This window comes from Alteraquisediminimonas sediminicola, assembly GCF_019740335.1.
GTDB classification, from domain to species: Bacteria; Pseudomonadota; Alphaproteobacteria; order Sphingomonadales; family Sphingomonadaceae; genus Alteraquisediminimonas; species Alteraquisediminimonas sediminicola.
In genome coordinates, this window is the sequence record NZ_JAHXZS010000003.1 from 146,421 (window position 1) to 170,028 (window position 23,608).

Genomic DNA, 23,608 nt, shown 5'->3' on the forward strand with positions numbered 1-23,608 from the left:
GTCGTCTTACCCTTGCACCGCCAGCTGAAGCACAGCGCGGATCGCGGCCTCATCCACATGGTCATGTTCCGCAATCACCACCAGCCGGGTCTGGCGCGGTGCAGCGCCCCAAGGGCGGTCATATTGGGTGCGGACGCGCTCGCCCACAGCCTGCAACAACATCCGCATCGGCTTGCCCGTCACCGCGACATAGCCCTTTACGCGTAAAATATGCTGTTCGCGGGCCAAAATGCGGACCGCCTCGGCCAAGGCTTCGGGATTGCGGACCTCCGGCAGATCGATAATGACGGTATCGAAATCCTCATGCTCATGATCGCCATCGCCGTCATGATGCGACGGACGGGCATCGATATCGTCCTCCGCCGCCGCATTCAGGCCGAGCACGATGCGCGGGTCGATTACGCCTTCGCTCATCGACAGGATCGGCAGGGCGCGGGATGACACCGCCGTCACGATAGCGCGCGCGGCATCCAGCAGTGCCGCATCTACCAGATCGGCCTTGGACAACAACACCAGATCAGCACAAGCCAATTGGTCCTCGAACACTTCAGCGAGCGGCGTATCATGGTCAAGGCTGTCGTCTGCCAGCCGTTGCGCCTCCACGGCGGCGGGATCGACGGCGAAACGCCCGTCCGCCACCGCCTCGGCATCGGCAAGGGCGATGACGCCATCGACCGTGATGCGCGACCGGATGCTCGGCCAATCGAATGCCTTCAACAACGGCTTGGGCAGGGCCAGCCCCGATGTTTCGATCAGGATATGATCGGGCCGCTGCGGCAGGGCCATCAGCTTTTCAATCGTCGGAATGAAATCATCCGCCACGGTGCAGCAGATGCACCCATTGGCAAGTTCGACGATATTTTCCACCGGGCAATTTTCATCGGCGCAGGATTTCAGAATATCGCCATCCACCCCCAATGTGCCGAATTCATTGACCAGCACCGCCAGCCGTCGCCCTTGTGGATTCGCCATCAAATGACGGATCAGCGTCGTTTTGCCTGCACCGAGAAAGCCGGTGACGATGGTGACGGGAATTTTGGACAGGTCGGTCATCTTAACGCTCCAGCGGCGGGATACGGGCAATGCTTTGCTTGCGGAAAATTTGCGGACGCTCCCGCCATGGCACAATGCCGTCGGCGCTTGCGGCATAAGCGGCGGCACCGGCCAGAATATCGGGCACATGATCGGTGTCGAGCCGCCCATATACATAGGTCCAGCGGCCAGATGCAGATAACGCGATGGCGCTGCCATTGCCACAGGCGGACAGGCATTCAACCGGGGTGACCGAAACACCCTCGGGCACATCGCCCGCGACAAGGGCGGCATGGAGACGCGCGCCGGGGGGCAATTCGCCGTCTTGCAGCGTTTCACCTGCGCGGCAGGTCGTACATACGAACAATTTCACGGTCACTGCCTGCACCTTCTTTGGGGGCTGGGGGTGCGCGGCAAGACACCCTTCGCACATCCACGCGCGGCAGGCTCCGACCGGTCACAGCACACCCCGGCTGCCCGTTTGACGTAGTGCTGGCAGGTCTCCCGGCTTGTGGATTCAGGGTTTCCCCAACGATCATTCGGCCTTCCCGACGGTATGTCAGTGACGTTGAACGATCTTTCCGGTCACGGTCGCGGGGGCGGCTGCGCTTGGGGTTTATCCCGTGTCGCATTCCCTCTTCGCCTCTCGACAGAACTGTCTATAGAGAGGAACCAGCGCCGTTTCGATTGAAGCAAAGCGCCCGTCATGTCAAGGAACGCAAGCCCATCATGAGTGCCGATACCAGCCCGGACGACAACACGCGTCACGCCGCCAAAATGGCGAAGAAGAAGGTCGCGCGCGATAAGATCATGGCGACCAAGCAAGGCGACAAAGGGCTGGTCATCGTCCACACCGGGGCAGGCAAGGGCAAGTCGTCATCCGGTTTCGGCATGATCTTGCGGTGCATCGCCCATGGCATGCCCTGTGCGGTGGTGCAGTTCATCAAAGGCGCATGGGATACCGGGGAGCGCCGCCTGATAGAGGGCCATTTCTCCGATCTTTGCCAATTTTACGCCATGGGTGAAGGCTTTACCTGGGAAACACAGGACAAGGCCCGCGACATTGCCGCCGCCCGCGCCGGTTGGGAAAAGGCCAAGGAACTGATCCGCGACCCGGCGATACGCATGGTGCTGCTCGATGAAATCAATATCGCGCTGCGTTATGATTATCTCGATATAGAAGTAGTGCTGCAATTTCTGGCGGCGGAAAAACCGCCCATGACCCATGTCGTGTTGACCGGCCGCAATGCCAAGCCGGAACTGATCGAATTTGCCGATCTGGTGACCGAGATGACCTTGGTGAAGCATCCGTTCCGTTCGGGCGTCAAGGCCCAGGCCGGGGTTGAATTTTAAGAGGCATTTGTCAGTTCCATGCGCGCATTGATGATTCAGGGTACGGGCTCCAATGTCGGCAAATCATTGCTGGTCGCGGGGCTATGTCGCGCAGCGCGGCGGCGGGGCCTGAAGGTCGCGCCGTTCAAGCCGCAAAACATGTCCAACAATGCCGCCGTGACCGATGATGGCGGCGAAATCGGACGGGCGCAGGCGTTGCAGGCGCTGGCCTGCGGACGGCCATTGCATAGCGACATGAACCCGGTCCTGTTGAAACCGGAATCCGAACTGGGGTCGCAGGTTATTGTGCAGGGCAGGCGCATCGCCACGGTGAAAGCGCGCGAGTATGCAGCGTTGAAGCCTCAACTGCTCGCGCCGGTACTGGAGAGCTTTGCCCGACTGAAGCAGGATTGCGATCTGGTGATCGTGGAAGGCGCGGGCAGCCCTGCCGAGGTCAATCTGCGGGCGGGCGATATTGCGAACATGGGCTTTGCGCGCGCGGCGAATGTGCCGGTGGTGCTGGCCGCCGATATCGATCGCGGCGGCGTGATTGCGCAGGTGATCGGCACGCAGGCTGTGCTCGACCCCGATGACGCCCATCTGATCGCCGGCTTCCTCATCAACCGTTTTCGCGGCGACCCGCGCCTACTCGACGATGGCTATGCCCTGATCGCGGCGCGCACCGGCTGGCGCGGCTTTGGGGTGGTGCCGTTTTTCCCCGCTGCCGCGAAATTGCCGGCCGAGGATGCACTGGACCTGCGCCGGACAGCAGGCGGCGGATGTTTCCGCGTGGCGGTGCCCATATTGTCGCGCATCGCCAATTTCGACGACCTTGATCCCTTGGGCCAGGAACCGAATGTCAGCCTGACGATGATTGCGGCGGGGCAGGCGATTCCAGGCGATGCCGATCTGGTGATCCTGCCCGGCACCAAATCTACGCGCGGCGACCTTGGCTATCTGCGCGCGCAGGGTTGGGACATCGACATTCTCGCCCATGTGCGGCGCGGTGGCCATGTGCTGGGGATTTGCGGCGGCTATCAGATGCTCGGCCATGTCGTGCGCGACCCGCAAGGGATCGAGGGACCGGCAGGCGACACCCCCGGCCTTGGCCTGTTGGACATCGCAACTGAGATGCAGCCCGACAAGCATCTGCGCCAGGTCGAGGCAATCCATGCGTCGAGCGGCGCGTTGATGCAGGGATATGAAATCCATCTGGGCGAAACGACCGGCCCTGCCTGCGCCCGCCCCTTTGCGATGGTCGATGGCGTCACCGAAGGGGCGATGTCCACCAATGGCCGGGTGATGGGCAGCTATCTGCACGGCATGTTTGCGGGCGACAGCTTTCGCCACGCCTTTCTGCGCCAATTAGGCGCGGCCCCGTCCGGTCTGAACTATGCCGATGGCATTGAATCGGTGCTGGATGCGCTGGCCGATCATCTGGAGGCCCATTGCGATGTGGACGGGTTGCTGGCGTTGGCCCGGTAAATAAGGGCTAGAACATCCTGCATGTCGATGGGGCCTAAAGTCGCTCCCATGGATAGGCATGGTTTTCCTGCCATCCCACACGATGCAGCAAGGGTGTATCATCCTCAAATTCAGGATAGCCGAGGCACAGATAGGCGGAAAACTGCCACCCCTCCGGCACATCGAACAGCCGCTCCATCGCATCGGGATCGAGGATCGACACCATGCCAAGGCCCAGATTGCGCACCCGTGCCGCCAGCCACAACCCATGAATCGCCATTGCTGTCGAATCGTGCAGCGTTTCGGCCATCGAACGGCGGCCAAGGCCATGGCCTTTTTGCGTATCGGTGACCGTGAACACCGTCAGTTGCAACGGCGCAGCATCCAGCCCCGCCAGTTTCAAACGCAGATAATCGGCCTGTCGCTGCCCGCTATAATCTGCCGCCGCCGCGGCATTGCAGCGATTGAAATTCGCCCGCACCGCCGCGCGCATTTCGGGCGAATCGACGCGGAAGACGCGCCACGGATGCGCATTGCCGACCGAAGGGGCGAGGTCCATCGCGGCTTGCAGTTCGTCGATCACGCTTTCATCAATCGCATCCGTGCGGAAATAGCGCACATCGCGCCGCCAACGCAGGATGCACTCTAAAATTTCGGCCTCTTGTTGGTTGAACTTCATGGTGGTCAGCCTCCCAAGGCCATAATGAGCCGCTCCCATTCCGATGGCGTCCCCGGCAGGCCAAGGCGGACCCAATGGTCGGAATAAGGGAAGATGCGCGACCAGATGCGATGCCGGGCCAATTGTGCCTGCGCCTGATGCGCATCGGGCGCATGATAGAGGCGGAATAATTCCGTCCCGCCCACAAGCCGCCAGCCCGCATTTGCCGCCAGCGTATCGATCCGCGTTGCTTCCTCGCGCAGCCGCAATATGGTCGCCGCCGCCCAGTCGTGATCGGCCAGCGCCCTTGTTCCGATTTCGATGGCAGCGCCCGATACCGGCCATGGACCCGCCATGTCGGACAAGGCTGCAATGGCGTCTTGCGCGCCGAGGACAAAGCCGAGGCGCACCCCCGCCAGACCATAAAATTTGCCGAATGACCGCAGCACCAACAGCCCGTCCCTTGCTGCAAAAGGAGCAAGGGAGAGGTCGGGCCGGGGGTCGGCGAAACTTTCGTCCACCAGCAACATGCCGACCTGCCCGATGAGCGCCAGCAGATCGGACGGCGCGATCACCCGGCCATCCGGGTTGTTCGGATTGACGACAACGGCCAGATCCGCACCCGCCAGCGCCGCCGGTTCGCGCACCTCTTCGACTTGCCAGCCCGCCGCACGCAGCGCCGCCGCATGTTCATTATAGGTCGGCGCCAGAATCCGGGCGCGTCCCGGCTTGGTCAGGCGCGGGATCGACTGGATCGCCGCCTGCGCGCCGGCCAGCGCCAGCATCGGCGCTGTGCAGTCATAGGCCGCGCCCGCCGCCTGAATCAGCCCGGCCATCGCGGCGCGGGTCGGCAATGCGGTCCATGCCTCTGGCGGCAACAAGGGGATGGGATAGGGGTACCGATTGATACCGGTCGACAGGTCGATCCAGTCATCGCCACCATAAGTGGCGCGGGCGAAATCAATATTGCCGCCATGATCGCGCATCACGATACCGCTCCCGAAATCGCCAGCAGCGCCATGACGCTCGCCGCCAGCATCATCGCACGACGATAGAGGATCAGGCCAAGATCAATGTCCACCGCGCCGGGATCCCTTGCCTCGCCATTGAGCCATGGTTCATCCGATACCTTGTCCGCATAGATTCGCGGCCCCGACAGGCGAATGTCCAGCGCCCCGGCAAAGGCCGATTCCGGCCAGCCCGCATTGGGCGAACGATGCTGCCCCGCATCGCGCCACATCACCGACAGGGCGCGGGCAGGACGGGTGGATACCAGCGCGAACAACAGCCCCGTCAACCGCGCCGGGACGATATTCGCCAGATCGTCAATCCGCGCTGCCGCCCAGCCAAAAGCGCCATAGCGGGCGGTGCGATAGCCGATCATCGAATCCATCGTGTTGATCGCCTTGTACGCGGCAATGCCGGGTAGGCCGAATATGATCCCCCAGAACAATGGCGCGATGATGCCGTCCGACGTGTTTTCGGCGAGGCTTTCGGCGGCAGCGCGGGCAATGCCCGCCGCATCGAGTTGACTGGGATCGCGTCCGACGATCATCGCAACGGCATAACGCGCCTCTGCCATATCGCCCCGGCCAAGCGGTTTGGCCACATTGGCCACATGTGCATGCATCGACCGTACCGCCAGCAACGGCCAAACCAATATCCCGGTCATTACTACCTTGAACCAGCCCCCTGTCAAAGCCTGTGACAGCGCAAGGCCAACGCCCGCCGCCAACGCAATAATAGCAAGCGCCAGCAGCAGGCCCGCAATGCGCCTGACCGCAAATGAGGCGCCTTCCCGGTTCAGGCTGCGGTCGCCCAGCGCGATGAGCGCGCCAAGCCAGCCGACCGGATGACCGATCAAGGCGTGAAGGCGGCGCGGCCAGCCCAGCAGCGCATCCAGCGCCATTGCAAGAAGCATCGCCGCCAGATGCGCCGTCATCACGCGCCCCCCGCGGATGAGGCGGTCCAGTTCACCCCGCCGATGGACCAACCGCTGTCCGCGACATGCGTCAGCTTTGTCAACGACAAGGGCGCGATTTCGAACCCCATCACCTTGTCCGCCGCGCCCAACGCCAATGCAAGGGCAGCCCGCACCGTGCCCGCATGGGCAATGACCGCGATGCGCCCCTTGCGCGCGATCAGGCTTTCCAGCGCAGGCCGCGCACGGGCGCACAGATCGGCAAAGCTCTCCCCTTGCGGCGGACGCATTTCGACCAATTGCGCAGCGGAAAGCGGGCCAAGGTCGGGAATTTCATCATGGTACAGCCCTTCCCATTGGCCGAAATCCTGTTCCCACAATCGTTCATCCATTTCCGGTGGCGCCATTTCCGGCCACAGCGCCGCCGCCGTCTGTCTGCAGCGGATTGCAGGGCTGGCGATACAATGATCGACCCGGCCCAACCGGGCACAGATGGCGGCAAAGCCCGCCTTGTCGGCACAGTCCGCCGACACATCGCGACGCCCCGCCAGCCGCCCGTCATGGAGCGCATGCGCGTGCCGGATCATCAGTAATTCGGTCGTCATCACCTGCACCAATGGCGTCTTTCTTCTCTTGCAGCGAGGGCGCTTTTGGTTTCTTTACCCCGAATGAGCAAGAGCCACATCGAATCAAGCCGTCAATGAGCCGCATTATTCTGGTGACGGGCGGTGCCCGTTCGGGCAAAAGCGCCATCGCCGAAGGGCGCGCGCTCGGCTTTTGCGGACGGGCGACATATATCGCGACGGCCGAGGCGCATGACGCGGAAATGGCGCAGCGCATCGCCGATCATCGAGCGCGGCGGGGTGCGGCATGGATGGATCGCCATGCGCCGATCGATCTGGTCGCCGCACTTGCCGCAACGGATGGACAGGGCCTGCCCCGGCTGGTCGATTGCCTGACCTTGTGGCTGACTAACCTGATGCTGAACGCACATGACTGGCACGCCGCCGGGTGCGATCTGGCCGATGCGTTAGGCCGACAGGTCGATCCGGTCGTGATCGTGACCAGCGAGGTGGGCGCAGGCATCGTCCCCGAAAATGCGCTGGCCCGATCATTCCGCGATGCGGCGGGCCTGTTGAACCAATGGGTCGCGGCGGCAGCAGATGAAGTTATCCTAGCCGTTGCGGGCTTGCCCCTGAAAGTGAAATGAATGACTGAAACCACCTTTCCCCTTCGCGATCTCGATGCCATCAGTGCGCTGATTGACCGTTTGCCCTGCGCCGATATCACCGCGACCGACGCCGCAAAGGCGCGTCAGGCCAGCCTGACCAAACCACCCGGTTCGCTGGGTCGGCTGGAAGAGGTGGCGATCTTCATGGCCGGGTGGCGGGCGACGCCCCGCCCGGTTATCCAACGCGCGCAGGCGTTGATATTCGCGGGTAATCATGGTGTGTGCGCCCAAGGCGTCAGCCCCTATCCCATGGAAGTGACGGCCCAGATGGTCGCGAATTTCGAAACGGGCGGTGCGGCGATCAACCAATTATGCCGCGCCAGCGGTGCAGAACTTGCGGTCGTGGCGCTGGATCTCGACCGGCCTACCGCTGATTTCACCCAAGGCCCCGCCATGTCCGATGCCGAATGCCTTGCGGCCATCAATCGCGGTGCGGCGGCGGTGGATGTCACCGCCGACATCCTTATTCTGGGTGAAATGGGCATCGGCAATTCGACCGTCGCAGCGGCGCTTGCCTTGGCCTTGTTCGGCGGGCCCGCCAATCTATGGGTTGGCCCAGGCACCGGCTCCGATGCGGCGGGCATTGCCCATAAGGCGCAGGTCGTCGCAAAAGCCGTGGCGCTGCATCATGATTGTCGCGGGGCTGCGGTCATGGCCGCGCTCGGCGGGCGGGAACTGGCCGCGATCTGCGGGGCGGTGCTGGCTGCGCGGATGGCCCGAATACCGGTCATTCTCGATGGCTTTATCTGCACGGCGGCGGCGGCGACGCTGCATGGCATCGATCCGCAATTTCTCGACCATTGCCTGATCGGCCATGCCAGCGCCGAACCCGGCCATCGCCGGTTGATTGAGGCATTGGGCAAGCGCGCGGTCTTGGAATTCAATATGCGGCTGGGCGAAGGCTCCGGGGCGGCGCTTGCTCTCGGCATCGTCAGGGCGGCGCTGGAATGCCATAACGGCATGGCGACCTTTAACGAAGCCGGGGTCGCGACTGCGTGAACGATCCGCGCCACGTCCTTATTATCTGGCTGCGTGCGCGGTGGAGCGAGGCACAGATTGCATTAATGTTGTTGACCCGATTACCCGCGGGACGATTGACTGGGCAGGCCCCTGCGCTTGCAGATGGGACATGGGCATTTCCGCTTGTTGGTCTGGTCGTGGGCCTGATCGGCGCGATCACATTCGCGATTGCCAATGCGATCGGTCTGGCCATACCCATTGCGGTCGGACTCGCGTTGGCGATGGGCGTGCTGGCGACGGGCGGGCTGCATGAAGATGGACTGGCCGATGTTGCCGATGGCTTCGGCGGCGGACGCGACAAGGCGCACAAGCTCGATATCATGCGGGACAGTCGTATTGGCAGCTATGGTACGCTGGCCCTGATTCTGAGCATGGGTTTGCGCTGGACGGCGCAGGTGGAAATCGCTCAAGCCAATACGCGCACCGCGATATGGGCGATGATCGCAATTGCCGTTGCAAGCCGCGCCGGCCTTGCGCCCGCGCTCCTGCTGATGCCGACGGCGCGCCCGGACGGGCTTGGCCGAGCCGCTGCCACCAACGGTGCGCTGCGCCCCGCGCTTGCCATTATCATCGCCCTCATTGCCGTTGGCTGGATGATCGGACCAGTATGCGCGCTCGTGCTAGGCCTGCTGCTGGCCGCAGTAAACCTGCTGTTCGGGCGGCTTTCCATGCGGAAAATCGGTGGGCAGACGGGCGATGTGCTGGGTGCCATGCAGCAATTGGGCGACCTTGCCGCATGGGCTTTCATGGGGATCTGGGTGGTCATCGCAGGACGTTTCACCCTCGGCTAGAACGATCTCGACCGCACTGTCAAACCAAACTGGCAATACAACCGGACATAATCTGACAAGCCTTTGGAGTTGTCTGCGCAACATAGCAGATGGTCTGATAGGGATATCAGCAGATCAGCGGATAGCCATCAGGGCCAGAGATAATCCCCACACCAAAAAGGCCTGGGGCATGGCCCTACCCGATACCGTCATCATGCCAAATATCATCCTTGATCGTACAGCGCCGTCCAGACAAGACACTTCCATCCATCTGGCTTTAGTGCTTGGTGATTGTTGATGTGCAAATGCGCGGGTAAATGATTTTCCTGCCCATCATCAGTTGCGAAACAATCGTCTCCAGCCGATCATCACGCCACTTGCCGACAGGATCAGTCCCAGTCCGGCCAGCAGCCAGAGCACAATGTCCCAAGCCGGGCGCACTGATCCCAGCCCTTTGAAATCGAGACAGTGCAATGCATCGAACCACCAGCGATAAGCGCGCCGGATACGGTCCGTTTCCAAGGCAATTTCACCTGTCGCGGGATCGATATAGACCTGTGTGCGAGAAGGATCATCGAAGGCGAGGCGCAGTACGGGCAGCCTCAGGCTATTGTCATGCGAATAATAATATTCATCCTCGGCACTGATGCGATCGGCCCCAACGATGCTATAGGCAGGCAACATCCGTCCCGCGGCACGGATCAAACGCGACTCATCCAAATGAACGGGGGCGAGTTGCGCGGCGTCGAGCAGCACCCGACGCCCGTGTGGGCCACGTAGATCCAGTATCGTGCGGCCATCGGCGCGGCGCAACCGCAATTCTGTTATCCCGCGCGCCGATGGAACCTCGGCTAGCCGAGCCAGATCAAAGGCTCTTCTGGGCGCCACACCGCCAGCAAAGGCACTATAGGCTGCATCGGGTAATCCAGGGCTGGCAAACCAGCGGTTAGGATCAACCGAAAGCCATCCGCTGACAATCCAGGTGATAAGCGTGATACCGCCCAGCAGCCCTGCTAAGTGATGCCATTTAGCCCAGCCGCAATAGGGTGTGAGTCGGCCCCGCGCATAACGACGAAGCAGACGGACACGCAAGATACCAATCCACATACCTGTGACGGCGCCGACGATAGCAATCCCACTCGTCCACAGGATCACTTGTCGCCAGAGCGGCCGATCCTTGCGTAGAATAGTGAGATATAACCAGTGCGGGATGGCACCGACCCAGTTCCATCCTCGTTCACGGCGGGTTGTATCCAGCACCACCTCACCCGTTGCAGTTGCTACATAGAGTCGTGTGCCGTCGGCATCATCAAGATCGACCTGCCATAGCGGACGATATTGATCATACCGCCCCGCCACCGTCCATTGATCACGTTCGATCTGCCGCCACTGCCCCGCTGCCGTGCTGCGTGCAAACCGCTTCGCCAGAGACGCTGCCTCATCGCCGGATACAGGTGCTACCGTCTTGGCAGTTCCAGCGCACAGGTCCGGGCCGTGCCCACCCATCCGCCACACGGGCCTCCCCGCCATCATTGTCAGCCTGGGGATGGTGAGCGGCAGGGCATCGACCGTTCCTGCCGGAACCACGCCCACGCGCGCCCAGTCGATCGGTTCCTGTCCGACCAACCGCTCGGTTTCCGTCAGGTCTGGAAATGGCACATAAGCCATCACCAGACCTGAAGCGAACCACATCGCAAACAGCAGGCAGGTTATGATGCCGATCCAGCGGTGGACCAGATAGAGCCACCGCCGGGCGGTATGCGCAGCCTTAGAAGCGGACACTGGCCGACACGTCCGCCGAACGAGGGCGTCCGAGCAGCCATTGCTCATCGTTGTAAGTGGTAGTGGCGTAGTCCTTATCGAAGAGATTGTAGATGCGGGCGTTCAACGCGATATTGTCGGTCACTGCATAGGACACGCCTGCGTCCACGACGGCGTATGCTGGCACCCTGAAGTTGTTGGCATTGTCCGAATAGGTCATGCCAACATAGCGCAGACCTGCACGCGTCTGGAGCCGATCGGTCACTGCGTAGCGTAACCAGAGATTAGCCGTCGTCTCGGGCACATTGGGTGGGGTCTTGCCCTTGAACGAGATAGCGCCGTTCTGAAACTCGTCGAACCGGGCGGCAAGGATGGTGCCGTTGGCGTCGATCCCGAAGCCTCCTGCCAGATCGAGCGTTAACGAGGCCTCCAGCCCCTTGGCTGACCGCTGGCCGACCTGATCCTGCACCGGTGGAAGGCTCCCGGGAACGGTCGCGAGCAAGTTCTTCTTGACGATTCTGTACGCCGCGACCGTCGCCGAACCCCGTCCGTCAAGGAAGCTGTATTTCGCCCCGACTTCAAGCTGATCGCCCGTGGTGCTCTTGAACGCCGCTTGGCCGATAGAGAAGGTGATCAGCGACCCTAGGGGATCAACGGCGGTTGCATATTGGCCGTAGATCGAGAAGGTCGGGATTGGTTGATAGACTGCACCTACCCGCCAGGTGGTGTTGTGCAAGGTCTTGTCGAGCCGCAGTGTTTCGGTCGCCACGCCTACCGCATTGTAGCTGTTGACGTAGCGCTTGACGTTCGCGTGATCAAAATTGATTCCTGCTGTCACAGAGAATTGTTCAGTGAGGGTCAGGCGATCCTCGGCGAAGAAGGAATATTGGCGCGTACGGCTGCGATGCTGCGGTCGCACGCCGAATGTGTTGTAATAGAGGCCTGGGTCGAAGCTGAACGGGTTGACTGGCTCGGAGAAGCCCGGCGGTGCCGCGTCTGAATCGAAGTCGTTGGAATGCCGGAACTTGATAGCATTGACATCGAAACCGACCAAAAGCGTGTTCTTCACGCCACCCCATTGGCTACGAAACGTGACATCGCCCTGATTGCCGATCTGGGTCTGATCATGATCAATTCCGAAGAAATCGAAGCGGTCGATCAAGCCCGTGGTGCCGTTCCAGAAATAGCTTTCCAGATTGCGCCATTTACGGTCGGTGGTCAGGCGGTAGGTCGTGTTGCGGACGCTGATATTGGCGCTCGGCGTCCACTCGATCCTAGCAGTCGTGCGGTTATCGTTGAAATGCATCAGCGCGTCTGTGACATTGTAGTTGCGATGCCGGTTGTTATCATCGAGCTGACCATTGATCAGCGGGGTTCCGAAATAGAGCATCGGGTACTGGTCGCTATAATCATCGGACAGAGTGAGGGTAAGGGTATCACTCGGCCGAAATTGGAGCGATCCGGAAATCGCCAGGCCTTTCGAATCCCCGCGATCGACCCAACCGTCCGACTGCGTACGGCTGATGTCAAAGCGATAGGCGATGAAGTCATTGACCGGGCCACCTACACCGGCGCCGATGCGCCAGCTATTTTGCGAACCATATCCAGCTTCAGCCTGCAACTCTGTGCGTCCGGTGTTGGGCTTTTTCGATATGACGTTGACGGCACCGCCGATCGCACCTTGACCATAAAGCACCGAGGCCGGGCCGCGCAGCACCTCGATCCGATCGACCGTCCAGGGATCGGTCGGGAAAGTGACCGTACCAGCACCCGGATAAAGGCGGACACCATCATAGAGCTGCATGATCGAACCAGGGCCACTAAACCCGCGCGCGGACAGCCCGGTACCACCATTGCCCGGATTGGCGACCGAACTGATTCCGGTTGCGCGCGTCACCGCATCGACGATCGAAAGGTCGCCACGCTCGCGGATTACATCACCGGACAATATCTCTACACTTGCAGGCGTTTCGAGTGGTGTCAGCCCCAGACGGCTGCCTGCCGATGTCTGTGCTGTAAGGGTGTCGGCCGCGTTGGCCAAGACGACGATATCACGATTCTCACCGCCATCAGATTCATTTGCCCAAGCAGTCAAAGGTGCAAAAACATAAACGCTGACAGCGGTCGAAATGAGATATTTTGAGAATGCGTATTTCATTGTGCGCTCCGTTCAAAGGTTGAACGGCAGTCTGGAGGATTCGCAAAACCTGTCTGGCAGGATGTCGCACACGACAAACCGGCCAGACAAACGCACAAAGTGCCCCTGCCACCGTTTGTCGCCTGAAACGGAAATCCGCGCACCGATCACCCCCTGGACCAATGCACAAGCGACACGCAGAGGCCGGTTTCCTGGCTCACAGGTCAACACGATGGCACACTAGCCTTCCCGGAAGGTCAGCAAGACCTCCCAGTGGCTGCGGTCCTTTGACAAGAACCACAACGTGTACCGCGCTCACTGCTTACAGTTGCAGGGACAGCCGCAGCATTGGATAGAAAATGTCCATCCGCACTGCGTTCCCGATTAAGTCCGTAAAGGACACCAACGCGATGGGTGCTAAATATGCAGCAAACTAGTGCAATGCAACATCAAATCCAGGGCGTTCTAATGATTAGAGCAAGTCAACTCCTACAGGCGCCATTTCCGATTGAAGGAAAGAGGCGTGCGGGACAGCGGAGCAAAGTCGATATTGCAGGCGCTGAGTAGCGGGCAACGCAACGCATGCACTATGTGATCGAACGCGCCTTTGCCCAAAAGTGAAGGCGTTCATGAAGCCACAGAAGAACGATACTGCTGCCGCGGAAGCGGGTGCAGCGTCTTAACATGCGCTTTGTGGCAGTGTAGAGCGAGGAATAGCAGGCTTTGGCCCTGGTGTTCCGAATCCGTGACCTGTTCGTGCGCCAGCGTACGCAGCAGATTAATTCCATCCGTAGTTTTACCTAGCCGAATATGGTTGTATTGCTCCTTAGGGACCGTCGCATTTGGTCATGCTCGGTGATCTTCTGGAAGGCGAAGGTGGAGCCTCATTGCCGCAAGATTTACGCGCAATGCTTCGGACAATGCTTGATATGGCCGAGGTCCTGTCTGCGCTGCAAAGCGCGATAGATTGATAGGGGTCAGTAGATTAACGGATAACTATCAGGGCCAGTCGATATTCCCCACACCAAAAGGCCGGAGAAATGACCACATTCGATACTGTCGCTAATCCAAATATCATTCTTGACGCAGGGCGCCATCCAGACATGACACCTCCATGCGGCGCACCCTGCTGAACTAGTCGAAGGGTGTAGCAGGGATGCAAGACCTGATTGCCCAATTTTTGCTGGCCGTTGCTGAAACCCGGCCATGGCCGGCGCGGGAATTGACATTAGTCAATCGCGAGCCGAAAGAAGTCACATGAAGCGCTTGCTCTCTCTGCTGATGCTCCTTGGAGCAATGCTTGGCCTCTTGGGCCAGGAAGCGGCCTTTGCGCACGTCATGCCGGTCGAGAGGACCGAGCAGACTGCGACGGTCGCGCAGATGAGCGCGGATTGTGCGGAGATGATGGGGCTCGCGAAACAAACAAGGCAGCCCGAAGCGCCGTGCCAGGGAATGACGCCGGATTGTATCGCCAAGATGGGCTGCGCAGTGCCCCTCGCGCTGATTCCGCCGCTCCCCTTTGAAGCCGGGCCACAATTCCGCGCGGCTACTCCTCCGCAGACATCCGTTGTCCCGCTTGTCGGGCGTGACACAAGTCCGGAACCTGAACCTCCCGCACGCCTTGGCTGAATCCTAACGGCACATGGTGAATCCTCGGATTCGCCGTGTGCCACCACACAGTTCAACCAAGGACTTTCGACATGAAGACGATTTTCACGCTCGCTGCCATTGCAGCGGCACTCTCAGGCGTATCCATGGCCTCTGCTCACGACAATGCCGGTGGCCGTTGGGAATGGCGGACCCAGCCTTCCTTCGGACCCAAGTCGACCGTTCCCGCGCGCACCCGCGTCCGGGTCAAGGATGGTGATACCCGCATGGCCAATTGCGACTGCTCCATGATGAAGTCTGACGCTGCCAGGTGCAAGATGGACATGCACGCCAAGAGCGCAGCACCTTCGGCCAGCTAAGGCGGTTTCCTGGCCGATAACGATAAGCAAGCTGGCCAGGCGCGTGTCGCCGGCGAGGTGTTCCAATGCTTTGCCGGCGACACGTTTGCCAGAGACTTATTTGCGTTACCGTCCAGGTCCTGCCGATCAGGAGATCCCCATGCGAATGATCATTCTGGCACCGCTGCTCGCGACGATCCCGGGCGTAGTACTGGCCGAACCGCTATCGTTCGGTGTCGCGCTCCAGCGCGCCGCACGCGGAGCGCCGTCGCTCCAGGCGAGCGCATCTGGTATCGATGCCGCACGTTCTGTTGCGGTCGCAGCGGGCCGGCTACCCGACCCGACATTGTCAATCGGCATCGACAATTTCCCTGTTTCAGGTCCGCCAGCCTTCAGCTTCACCCGCGAAAGCATGACGATGACCCGCATCGGTGTGGAGCAGGCATTTCCCAATCCCGCCAAGCGACGCGCCCAGCGGGAACGTGCCCAGGCGGACATCGGCATCGCCGAAGCTGGCCTTGAAGTCGAGGCGCAAAATGTCCGCCTTGAGACCGCACTTGCCTGGGTTGATCTCTATTATGCCAAGCGGCAGCTCGCACAATTGCAAGTCCTTGATCAAAGTCTCGGTGATCTCGAGGCGACGGTCTCGGCCAGGCTGGCTTCAGGTTCGGCGCGGCCCAGCGCAGCGCTCGAACCCGACCAGCTGCGTGCTGCGGCCAACGACAGGCGCAGCGAACTCACAGCCGATGTCGCCAAGGCGCAGGCGAAGCTGGCGCGGTTCACCGGCGATCCCCTAGCCGACGTCTTGGACGACCCGCCCATTCTGGAGATCGACCGCGCCCGGCTCATGGCAGGGCTTGCTTCACTTCCGAGCCTGCAAGCGCTGGATGCCGGCATAGGTGCGGCGAATGCAGAGACCGAACTCGCCCGCGCCGACAAGCGCCCCGATTGGCGTGTCAGCACTTCTTATGGCCGCCGCGATCCCGCCTATGGCGACATGGCGTCTGTCGGTATCAGCATCGATCTGCCGCTGTTCACCAAACGCCGCCAGACTCCCAGAATCGCGGCGCGAGCAAGCGAAGCGGAGCGGGCACGGCTGCTGCGTGTGGCCGGGGAACGCGAACTCGTGGCCGCGCTCGATGGCGATCTTGCTGACCATGCCATGCATCACCAGCGGCTGATGAATGCGCGGAATACCCTGGTCCCTCTCGCCAAACGCCGGGTTGAGCTCGATATGGCGAGCTACGCTGCGGGCAAACTCGACCTCGGCAGTGCGCTGCTCTCAAGCTTGGCGCTGGCCGAAGCCGAGGTTGATGCGCTGGCGCGCGAGGCAGAAGTCGCGCGCGACGCGATCCGGATCAATTTCACCTATGGGGAGATGCGGCCATGAGCCTGGACGCGAAAGGAGCGATGCGGTGGGGTGCCGCCGTACTGGCGATCGCATTGGTTGCGGGCAGCGGGGGCTATTGGATGGGCATGCGAGGCAGGCCTGCAAGCGAAGCTGGCTCGACGCAATCGGGTCGTAAAATCCTGTACTGGTACGATCCGATGGTGCCGCAGGAACACTACGACAACCCGAATTCGCGCTCGTCGATGGGGATGGAGACAGTTCCCAGGTACGCGGCTGAAGCACCTGCGGGAGGGGCTGTACCAGGCTTCAGCATAGATCCCGCTGCCCGGCAGAATCTCGGTTTGCGAGTTGCAACGGTGGAGATCGGCAGCCTACCTTCATCGCTTGCCGTCTCTGGAACTATCGACTTCAACCAGCGCAATGTGGCGATCATCCAGGCGCGCGCTGGTGGGTTCGTCACCCGCGTCTATGGCCGCGCGCCGGGTGATGTGATCGGCGCCGGTGCACCTATTGCCGACATCCAGATACCCGAATGGGGTGGCGCGCAGGGAGAGCTCCTCGCGGTAAAACGGCTCGGCAGGCCCGACCTAACCGCCGCCGCACGGCAACGATTGCGACTGCTGGGCATGTCGGACGGTCTGATCGCGCAGGTCGAGCGCAGCGGGCGCACCAACGGGACGGTGACAATCACCGCACCGATTGGCGGTGTAATCCAGACGCTCGATGCCCGGGCAGGCGTCACATTGGCGCAGGGCCAAACGCTGGCGCAAGTGACCGGCATTGGCACGGTCTGGCTCAATGCCGCCGTGCCCGAGGCGCAGGCGGGCATAGTAAAGGTCGGTCAGAACGCGAGCGCTTCGCTGCCTGCCTTTCCGGGCGAGAGCTTTGGTGGACGCGTGATCGCGATCCTGCCCACCGCACAGGCCGACAGCCACACGCTGACCGTCCGCATCGAGCTTGCCAATCGCGACGGTCGGCTGCGGCCGGGCATGTTCGGCAGTATCATGCTGGACGATGGCGGCGGTCAGGCGCTGCTGGTGCCGAGCGAGGCAGTGATCCGCACAGGTGCGCGGACTCTGGTCATGCTCGCGTTGGCTGATGGCCGTTATCGCCCGGCGGAGGTCCGAACGGGTCGCGAAGGCAGCGGCAAAACGGAGATCCTTGCGGGACTGGCACCCGGAGAAAAAATCGTCACTTCAGGCCAGTTCCTGCTCGATTCCGAAGCGAGCCTGACCGGCATCGCGGCACGCCCGCTGGAAAGTGGACAATGATCGCGAGCATCATCCGCACCTCAATCAGGGCGCGCAATCTGGTGCTTGCGGTCGCGTTACTGCTGACGGTGATTGGCTTGGTGGCAGTGCGGACCACGCCGGTCGATGCGCTTCCGGACTTGTCCGACGTGCAGGTCATCATCCGCACGACCTGGCCGGGTCAGGCGCTGCAGATCGTCGAGAACCAGGTCACCTATCCCATCGCCTCGACCATGCTCTCGGTCCCCGGCGCACGGGTGGTCCGCGGCTATTCATTTGTCGGCGACAGTTTCGTCTATGTGCTGTTCGATGACGGCACCAACCTCTATTGGGCGAGGAGCCGCGTTCTCGAATATCTGAGCCAAGTGCAGAATCGCCTGCCTGACGGCGCACAGGCCTCGCTTGGACCAGATGCGACCGGGGTAGGCTGGATTTACGAATATGCACTGGTCGACAAGACTGGCGGGCACGATCTTGCCCAATTGCGCTCGATCCAGGATTGGTTTCTGCGCTTCGAACTGAAGACCGTCCCGGGTGTCGCCGAGGTCGCCAGCATCGGCGGCATGGTCAAGGAGTATCAGGTCGTGGTCGATCCGCAGAAGCTCGCCGCTTACGGCATCACTGCCGATCAGGTTGCGGAAGCCTTGAAGCGCGCCAATCAGGAAACGGGCGGAGCGAGTGTCGAGATGGCCGGTGCGGAATACACCGTGCGCGCCAGTGGTTACCTCAGGACGCTCGACGACTTCCGCGCCGTACCGCTCCGCACTGCGGCGGGCGGCATCCCGGTGACGCTGGGCGATGTCGCCACGGTCCAGGTCGGTCCCGAAATGCGACGCGGGATCGCTGAATTGAACGGCGAGGGCGAGGTCGCCGGTGGTGTCATCGTCATGCGTCAGAGCCAGAACGCGCGCGCGGTGATCGACGACGTCAAGGCCAAGCTCGCAGAACTCAGGAGGAGCCTGCCGCCCGGCGTCGAGATCGTTCCGGTCTACGACCGTTCGGGACTGATCGACCGCGCGGTCGATAACCTTACCGGCAAGCTCATCGAGGAATTCATCATCGTCGCGCTCGTCTGTGCGCTGTTCCTCTGGCACGCACGTTCGGCGCTGGTGGCGATCCTGACGCTCCCGCTGGGCATATTAATCGCCTTCATCATCATGCGCCTGCAAGGGCTCAACGCTAATATCCTCTCATTGGGCGGTATAGCCATCGCCATCGGCGCGATGGTCGATGCGGCGGTGGTGATGATCGAGAATGCCCACAAGCATCTCGAACGCTGGCATGATGACAATCCTGACGCAGAACCCGATACGGCGACACACTGGCGGCTCATCACCGAGGCCGCTGCGGAAGTCGGCCCAGCCCTCTTCCTGAGTCTCCTGATCATCACCTTCTCCTTCCTGCCGATCTTTACGCTCCAGGGTCAGGAAGGACGATTGTTCGCGCCGCTTGCCTATACCAAAACCTATGCGATGGCTGCGGCCGCACTCCTTTCGATCACGCTGATCCCGGTGCTGATGGGGCTTCTGATCCGGGGCTGCATTCAGAACGAGGAAGCCAATCCGATCAACCGCTGGCTGGCGCGCATCTACCGTCCTGCGATCGACTGGGCCTTGAAGCGGCCCAAGCAGACGCTGCTGATCGCCGCCCTGATCTTCGCCACGACCGTCTGGCCGATGTCCCGGATTGGCGGCGAGTTCCTGCCGCTGATGGACGAGGGCGATCTTCTCTACATGCCCTCGGCGCTGCCAGGCCTCTCGGCTGCCGAGGCTGGGCGTTTGCTCCAGCAGACTGATCGGCTGATCAAGACCGTGCCCGAGGTCGAAAGCGTGTTCGGCAAGGCTGGCCGCGCCGACAGCGCGACCGATCCGGCCCCGCTCGAGATGTTCGAGACGACCATCCGGTTCAAACCGCAGGATCAGTGGCGACCTGGCATGACCGGGGCAAAGCTGATCGAGGAACTCGACGCCCGGGTGAAGGTGCCGGGCCTCGCCAATTTCTGGATTCCGCCGATCCGCAACCGCATCGATATGCTCGCGACCGGGATCAAGAGCCCGGTCGGGATCAAGGTGGCGGGCTCAAACCTTGCCGAGATCGACCGCACCGCCAAGCAGATAGAGCAGGTGGTGAAGACCGTTCCTGGCGTTGCCTCCGCGCTCGCCGAACGGCTCACCGGCGGACGCTATATCGATGTCGATATCAACCGCACAACAGCCGGACGTTACGGTCTGAACGTCGCCGACGTGCAGGCGGTGGTCTCCGGCGCCATAGGCGGCGAGATTATCGGCCAGACCGTCGAGGGCCTCGCTCGCTACCCGATCAGTCTGCGCTATCCCCGCGAAATCCGCGATAGCCCGGACAAGCTTGCAGCCCTTCCAGTGCTGACGCCCTCCGGTCAGCAGATCACACTCGGCACCGTAGCCTCGATCCGGGTAAGTGATGGCCCGCCTATGCTCCGGAGCGAGAACGGCAGGCCTGTCACCTGGATTTATGTCGATGGACGCAACCGTGACATGCAGACGCTGGTCAGCGACATCCAGCAGACTATCGGCGGCAAGGTTAAACTCCCACCGGGCGTCAGCGTCTCCTATACCGGTCAATACGAATTTTTCGTCCGTGCCAAAGAGCGAATGAAGCTCGTCATCCCGGTGACCCTCGCGATCATCTTCGTGTTGCTTTACCTGACATTTCGGCGCTGGGACGAGGCGCTGCTGATCATGGGCACGCTGCCTTTCGCGCTGACCGGCGGACTGTGGCTGCTCTACTTGCTGGGCTACAATCAGTCAGTGGCGAGTGCGGTCGGGTTCATCGCGCTTGCCGGCGTCGCTGCCGAGTTCGGCGTCGTGATGCTGATCTATCTGAAGCAGGCGCTGGACGCACGTGACGATGGCGATGTTGCCGCAGCGATACGCGACGGCGCGCTGCTGCGCGTGCGACCCAAGGCGATGACAGTAATGGTGATCCTTACCGGCCTGTTCCCGATCCTGATAGGTGGCGGCACGGGTTCAGAAGTCATGAGCCGGATCGCCGCGCCGATGGTCGGTGGCATGCTGACTGCACCGCTCCTGTCGATGCTCATCATTCCCGCCGCTTATCTGCTGATGCGCCGGAAATCCCGACCCCACGTTCAACCTGAAGGAGAAGTGCAGTGAAAAAGTCTCTGATTATTGTGTCTAGCGTCGCGCTGATGGCCTCACTGGCGGCCTGTGAGAAGGCAGCCAACACGCCGGAACCTGTGGACAGCTCCGCTGCTAATTCCGGGAGCATGTCCGACATGCCGATGCCGTCAGAAATGCAGCACGGCAAGGGCGTCGGTACCGTGACCGATATCGATGCGACCAAGAATATGGTAACGCTTGATCATGGCGACATATCCGAACTGCGGTGGCCTGCCATGAAGATGAGTTTTTCCATCAAGCCGGAACTGCTCACTGGTATCAAGGTCGGTGACAAAGTGAACTTCGAAATCGACTGGGATGGAAAGGTCGGGACGGTCACGAAAATCGAGAAGTCGGGCTTCTAGCCAATTGGGTTTGGATTTGGGTCTACCCTTGTCCGATAAAAAGCGGAAGGTTGAGGGCGGGGTCGCGTAGGAACGCGACCGCGCCTCCGGTAACCCCGGGGCCGTTCAAGTGCCTGCGTGATTTTACGCCGGTCACCTAGGCAACATCGTTATCATCCCATTGCCGGACAAATTTATGAAATCCTTATGGGTACGGTGTGAAATTCACATGGCAATTTTACGCCGATCCGTGGTGAGAGCAGGCATGTTTTCGCACTCGTCGGAGTATGCCCATGTCCACCACCCCCGCCCTTGGCAAAAGCCAATTGAGTGCGCTCACGATCGGTGCGATTGGCGTTGTCTTTGGTGATATTGGCACCAGCCCGCTTTATGCCTTTCGCGAGGCATTGGCGCAGTCCGTCGGCGAGGGGATCAGCCGGGCCGAAATTCTTGGCGTACTGAGCCTCGCGCTCTGGGCGCTCATTCTTGTAGTCACGATCAAATATGTCCTGTTCCTGATGCGCGCGGATAATAATGGCGAGGGCGGCGTGCTGTCGCTGATGGCGTTGGCCAAGCGGGCGACAGGCGGATGGTCGATCATCACCGTGCTGGGCGCTGCCGGGGCCGCGCTGTTTTATGGCGATGCGATCATTACCCCTGCCTTGTCGGTGCTTTCTGCGGTCGAGGGGATCAAGACCATTCCCGGCCTTGAAACCGCGATGACCGAGCATCTGATCATGGCCATTTCCATCGGTATTCTGGCCGGCCTGTTTGCGATCCAGTCTTTTGGCACGGCCAGCGTGTCTAGACTGTTCGGTCCCATTTGCGTCATCTGGTTTCTGGCAATCGGGGGCGTGGGCGCCATGAATCTGGCAAATGCGCCTGAGGTGCTTGCCGTGATCAACCCGGCTTATGCTGTCGGTTTTTTGCTCGATCATGGCGTGACCGGCCTGTTCGTGCTGGGCGCTGTGTTTCTGACGGTCACGGGGGCGGAGGCGCTGACGGCGGATATGGGACATTTCGGCCGGCTGCCCATCCGGATCGGCTGGTTTCTGCTCGTATTCCCCGCGCTCACCCTCAATTATCTCGGTCAAGGGGCGTTTGCGATGGGGCAGCTTACGGCGGCGGAAGCGGCTGGACGCACGCTGGGCAGTGCAGACTGGTTCTTTCTGATGACCCCGGAATCCGTGCGTCTGGGGCTTGTGATGCTCGCAACGCTGGCCACGATCATCGCCAGTCAGGCAGTGATCACCGGGGCCTATTCGCTGACGCAGCAGGGCATTTCGCTGGGACTTTTCCCGCGCATGCAGATCAAGCAGACCAGCGAACATCATTCAGGGCAAATCTATGTGCCGGTCATCAACTGGTTGTTGCTGGCGGGGGTGTTTCTGCTGATTGTCCAGTTCAGGACATCCTCATCAATGGCGGCGGCCTACGGCATCGCGGTGACGGGGACCATGGTCATTACCACTTGCCTAGCTTTCATCGTGTTGTGGAAGCTCTGGCAGTGGAGGCTGGTGACGGCGATTCTCTTCATCGCCCCCTTTTTGCTGCTCGACCTGTTCTTCCTCGGCGCGAATTGCCTCCGCGTGATCGAAGGCGGCTGGGTGCCGTTGGTGATTGCGGCGGCGATTGGCTTGGTGATCCGAATCTGGCTGAAAGGTCGCGCCTATATGGCCGATCAGACGCAGCGCGACACGGTATCGATGGCGGATATGGCGAAGGTGCTGGAGGCCCGCCCCCCGCGCCGGGTGGAGGGGACAGCCGTGTTTCTGACCTCCGATCCCAAGGTTGCCCCCGTGGCGCTGCTACACAATCTCAAGCACAATAAAGTGCTGCACCAGCAGAATATCATTGTCACCGTCCGCAATGTCACCGCCCCGCATATCGACGATGGTGCGCGGCTCTCGGTCGAGCCGATTGACGAGAATTTCGTCTGGGCGACGCTACGTTATGGCTATATGGAAACGCCTGACGTGCCGAGCGATCTGTTCGGCACAGGAGAGCTGTCACCCGGCACCGCGGGCACGTCCTTCTTCATCGGGCGGCATATGCTCACGCCCAGCCATGAAGTCGGCCTTCCGTTCTGGCAGGACATCATCTTTATCTTTCTCCAGCGCAATGCGTCCGATCCCACCGACTTCTTCCAGATTCCGCCCAATCGCGTGGTTGAACTGGGCACCCGCATGGAAATTTGACGCGATGGACGGAATCGACGCGCGGGCAACAGCGT

20 protein-coding genes and 2 riboswitches are annotated in these 23,608 nt (G+C 61.2%); of the genes, 12 read left to right on the forward strand and 8 right to left on the reverse strand.

Annotated features, from left to right (window positions below; genetic code table 11):
* Positions 1-6: 6 nt before the first annotated feature.
* Positions 7-1,053 carry a cobalamin biosynthesis protein CobW gene (gene cobW, locus K6117_RS08685; RefSeq protein WP_221794017.1) on the reverse strand — a complete coding sequence of 349 codons (1,047 nt, stop codon included), beginning with the start codon at positions 1,051-1,053 and terminating at the stop codon, positions 7-9.
* 1 nt (position 1,054) lies between these two features.
* Positions 1,055-1,411: a DUF1636 family protein gene (locus K6117_RS08690; protein ID WP_343211761.1), complete on the reverse strand. Its 357-nt coding sequence runs from the start codon at positions 1,409-1,411 to the stop codon at positions 1,055-1,057.
* A 98-nt stretch (positions 1,412-1,509) separates the two neighbouring features.
* Positions 1,510-1,724, reverse strand: a riboswitch (cobalamin riboswitch).
* Between the two features lie 37 nt (positions 1,725-1,761).
* On the opposite strand from K6117_RS08690, the gene cobO reads away from it, so the two are divergent.
* Positions 1,762-2,385, forward strand: coding sequence for a cob(I)yrinic acid a,c-diamide adenosyltransferase (cobO, locus tag K6117_RS08695; RefSeq protein WP_221794021.1), 624 nt, complete (start codon positions 1,762-1,764; stop codon positions 2,383-2,385).
* A gap of 18 nt (positions 2,386-2,403) precedes the next feature.
* A complete protein-coding gene (locus K6117_RS08700) occupies positions 2,404-3,849 on the forward strand; it encodes a cobyric acid synthase (RefSeq protein WP_221794023.1) in 1,446 nt (481 codons plus the stop codon).
* A 34-nt stretch (positions 3,850-3,883) separates the two neighbouring features.
* Here the strand turns inward: K6117_RS08700 and bluB are convergent, their stop codons facing one another.
* Genes bluB through K6117_RS08720 form a run of 4 tightly spaced genes read right to left on the reverse strand, consistent with a single transcriptional unit; the run spans position 3,884 to position 7,012 of the window.
* On the reverse strand, positions 3,884-4,507 hold the full coding sequence (gene bluB / locus K6117_RS08705) for a 5,6-dimethylbenzimidazole synthase (RefSeq protein ID WP_221794025.1): 624 nt from the start codon (positions 4,505-4,507) through the stop codon (positions 3,884-3,886).
* Positions 4,508-4,512: 5 nt separating this feature from the next.
* Positions 4,513-5,472, reverse strand: coding sequence for a threonine-phosphate decarboxylase CobD (gene cobD / locus K6117_RS08710; RefSeq protein WP_246604989.1), 960 nt, complete (start codon positions 5,470-5,472; stop codon positions 4,513-4,515).
* Positions 5,472-6,428, reverse strand: coding sequence for an adenosylcobinamide-phosphate synthase CbiB (gene cbiB / locus K6117_RS08715; RefSeq protein ID WP_221794029.1), 957 nt, complete (start codon positions 6,426-6,428; stop codon positions 5,472-5,474). Before cbiB ends, cobD begins: the two co-directional genes overlap by 1 nt.
* A complete protein-coding gene (locus tag K6117_RS08720) occupies positions 6,428-7,012 on the reverse strand; it encodes a histidine phosphatase family protein (RefSeq protein ID WP_221794031.1) in 585 nt (194 codons plus the stop codon). Before K6117_RS08720 ends, cbiB begins: the two co-directional genes overlap by 1 nt.
* Positions 7,013-7,107: 95 nt before the next feature.
* On the opposite strand from K6117_RS08720, the gene cobU reads away from it, so the two are divergent.
* From cobU to K6117_RS08735, 3 genes are all read left to right on the forward strand, one after another.
* Positions 7,108-7,617 (forward strand): bifunctional adenosylcobinamide kinase/adenosylcobinamide-phosphate guanylyltransferase, encoded by a 510-nt coding sequence (cobU, locus tag K6117_RS08725; protein ID WP_221794033.1) that lies wholly within the window; start codon positions 7,108-7,110, stop codon positions 7,615-7,617.
* Entirely contained in the window at positions 7,618-8,637 is a 1,020-nt protein-coding gene (cobT, locus tag K6117_RS08730) for a nicotinate-nucleotide--dimethylbenzimidazole phosphoribosyltransferase (RefSeq protein ID WP_221794035.1), read from the forward strand.
* A 71-nt stretch (positions 8,638-8,708) separates the two neighbouring features.
* On the forward strand, positions 8,709-9,449 hold the full coding sequence (locus tag K6117_RS08735; RefSeq protein WP_221794037.1) for an adenosylcobinamide-GDP ribazoletransferase: 741 nt from the start codon (positions 8,709-8,711) through the stop codon (positions 9,447-9,449).
* A 315-nt stretch (positions 9,450-9,764) separates the two neighbouring features.
* On the opposite strand, the gene K6117_RS08740 is transcribed toward K6117_RS08735, so the two are convergent.
* Together K6117_RS08740 and K6117_RS08745 are read right to left on the reverse strand one after the other, a co-directional pair.
* A complete protein-coding gene (locus K6117_RS08740; RefSeq protein WP_221794039.1) occupies positions 9,765-11,210 on the reverse strand; it encodes a hypothetical protein in 1,446 nt (481 codons plus the stop codon).
* A complete protein-coding gene (locus tag K6117_RS08745; protein WP_221794041.1) occupies positions 11,197-13,347 on the reverse strand; it encodes a TonB-dependent receptor in 2,151 nt (716 codons plus the stop codon). The genes K6117_RS08740 and K6117_RS08745 overlap by 14 nt, the downstream gene beginning before the upstream one ends.
* A gap of 164 nt (positions 13,348-13,511) precedes the next feature.
* Positions 13,512-13,748: riboswitch (cobalamin riboswitch) on the reverse strand.
* 835 nt (positions 13,749-14,583) lie between these two features.
* Here K6117_RS08745 and K6117_RS08750 point away from each other — a divergent pair.
* The 7 genes from K6117_RS08750 to K6117_RS08780 all read left to right on the forward strand — a co-directional run bounded on the left by K6117_RS08750 (position 14,584) and on the right by K6117_RS08780 (position 23,573).
* Entirely contained in the window at positions 14,584-14,955 is a 372-nt protein-coding gene (locus tag K6117_RS08750) for a hypothetical protein (protein ID WP_221794044.1), read from the forward strand.
* Positions 14,956-15,026: 71 nt separating this feature from the next.
* On the forward strand, positions 15,027-15,293 hold the full coding sequence (locus tag K6117_RS08755; protein WP_221794046.1) for a DUF2147 domain-containing protein: 267 nt from the start codon (positions 15,027-15,029) through the stop codon (positions 15,291-15,293).
* A 139-nt stretch (positions 15,294-15,432) separates the two neighbouring features.
* Positions 15,433-16,662, forward strand: coding sequence for a TolC family protein (locus tag K6117_RS08760; protein WP_221794048.1), 1,230 nt, complete (start codon positions 15,433-15,435; stop codon positions 16,660-16,662).
* A 20-nt stretch (positions 16,663-16,682) separates the two neighbouring features.
* On the forward strand, positions 16,683-17,894 hold the full coding sequence (locus tag K6117_RS08765) for an efflux RND transporter periplasmic adaptor subunit (protein ID WP_246604972.1): 1,212 nt from the start codon (positions 16,683-16,685) through the stop codon (positions 17,892-17,894).
* On the forward strand, positions 17,891-21,025 hold the full coding sequence (locus K6117_RS08770; protein WP_221794052.1) for an efflux RND transporter permease subunit: 3,135 nt from the start codon (positions 17,891-17,893) through the stop codon (positions 21,023-21,025). Before K6117_RS08765 ends, K6117_RS08770 begins: the two co-directional genes overlap by 4 nt.
* Positions 21,022-21,396, forward strand: coding sequence for a copper-binding protein (locus tag K6117_RS08775; protein ID WP_343211762.1), 375 nt, complete (start codon positions 21,022-21,024; stop codon positions 21,394-21,396). Before K6117_RS08770 ends, K6117_RS08775 begins: the two co-directional genes overlap by 4 nt.
* 272 nt (positions 21,397-21,668) lie before the next feature.
* Positions 21,669-23,573: a potassium transporter Kup gene (locus K6117_RS08780; protein ID WP_221794054.1), complete on the forward strand. Its 1,905-nt coding sequence runs from the start codon at positions 21,669-21,671 to the stop codon at positions 23,571-23,573.
* The last annotated feature ends 35 nt before the right edge of the window (positions 23,574-23,608 follow it).

Excerpts from the sequence above, each read along its gene's own strand:
- cobO (WP_221794021.1), top strand. The coding sequence starts at position 1,762 with ATGAGTGCCGATACCAGCCCGGACGACAACACGCGTCACGCCGCCAAA.
- K6117_RS08720 (WP_221794031.1), bottom strand. The coding sequence starts at position 7,012 with ATGACGACCGAATTACTGATGATCCGGCACGCGCATGCGCTCCATGAC.
- K6117_RS08700 (WP_221794023.1), top strand. The coding sequence starts at position 2,404 with ATGCGCGCATTGATGATTCAGGGTACGGGCTCCAATGTCGGCAAATCA.
- K6117_RS08745 (WP_221794041.1), bottom strand. The coding sequence starts at position 13,347 with ATGAAATACGCATTCTCAAAATATCTCATTTCGACCGCTGTCAGCGTT.
- cobT (WP_221794035.1), top strand. The coding sequence starts at position 7,618 with ATGACTGAAACCACCTTTCCCCTTCGCGATCTCGATGCCATCAGTGCG.
- K6117_RS08750 (WP_221794044.1), top strand. The coding sequence starts at position 14,584 with ATGAAGCGCTTGCTCTCTCTGCTGATGCTCCTTGGAGCAATGCTTGGC.
- K6117_RS08770 (WP_221794052.1), top strand. The coding sequence starts at position 17,891 with ATGATCGCGAGCATCATCCGCACCTCAATCAGGGCGCGCAATCTGGTG.
- cobD (WP_246604989.1), bottom strand. The coding sequence starts at position 5,472 with ATGCGCGATCATGGCGGCAATATTGATTTCGCCCGCGCCACTTATGGT.
- K6117_RS08755 (WP_221794046.1), top strand. The coding sequence starts at position 15,027 with ATGAAGACGATTTTCACGCTCGCTGCCATTGCAGCGGCACTCTCAGGC.
- cbiB (WP_221794029.1), bottom strand. The coding sequence starts at position 6,428 with ATGACGGCGCATCTGGCGGCGATGCTTCTTGCAATGGCGCTGGATGCG.
- bluB (WP_221794025.1), bottom strand. The coding sequence starts at position 4,507 with ATGAAGTTCAACCAACAAGAGGCCGAAATTTTAGAGTGCATCCTGCGT.
- cobW (WP_221794017.1), bottom strand. The coding sequence starts at position 1,053 with ATGACCGACCTGTCCAAAATTCCCGTCACCATCGTCACCGGCTTTCTC.
- K6117_RS08760 (WP_221794048.1), top strand. The coding sequence starts at position 15,433 with ATGCGAATGATCATTCTGGCACCGCTGCTCGCGACGATCCCGGGCGTA.
- K6117_RS08765 (WP_246604972.1), top strand. The coding sequence starts at position 16,683 with ATGCGGTGGGGTGCCGCCGTACTGGCGATCGCATTGGTTGCGGGCAGC.
- cobU (WP_221794033.1), top strand. The coding sequence starts at position 7,108 with ATGAGCCGCATTATTCTGGTGACGGGCGGTGCCCGTTCGGGCAAAAGC.
- K6117_RS08780 (WP_221794054.1), top strand. The coding sequence starts at position 21,669 with ATGTCCACCACCCCCGCCCTTGGCAAAAGCCAATTGAGTGCGCTCACG.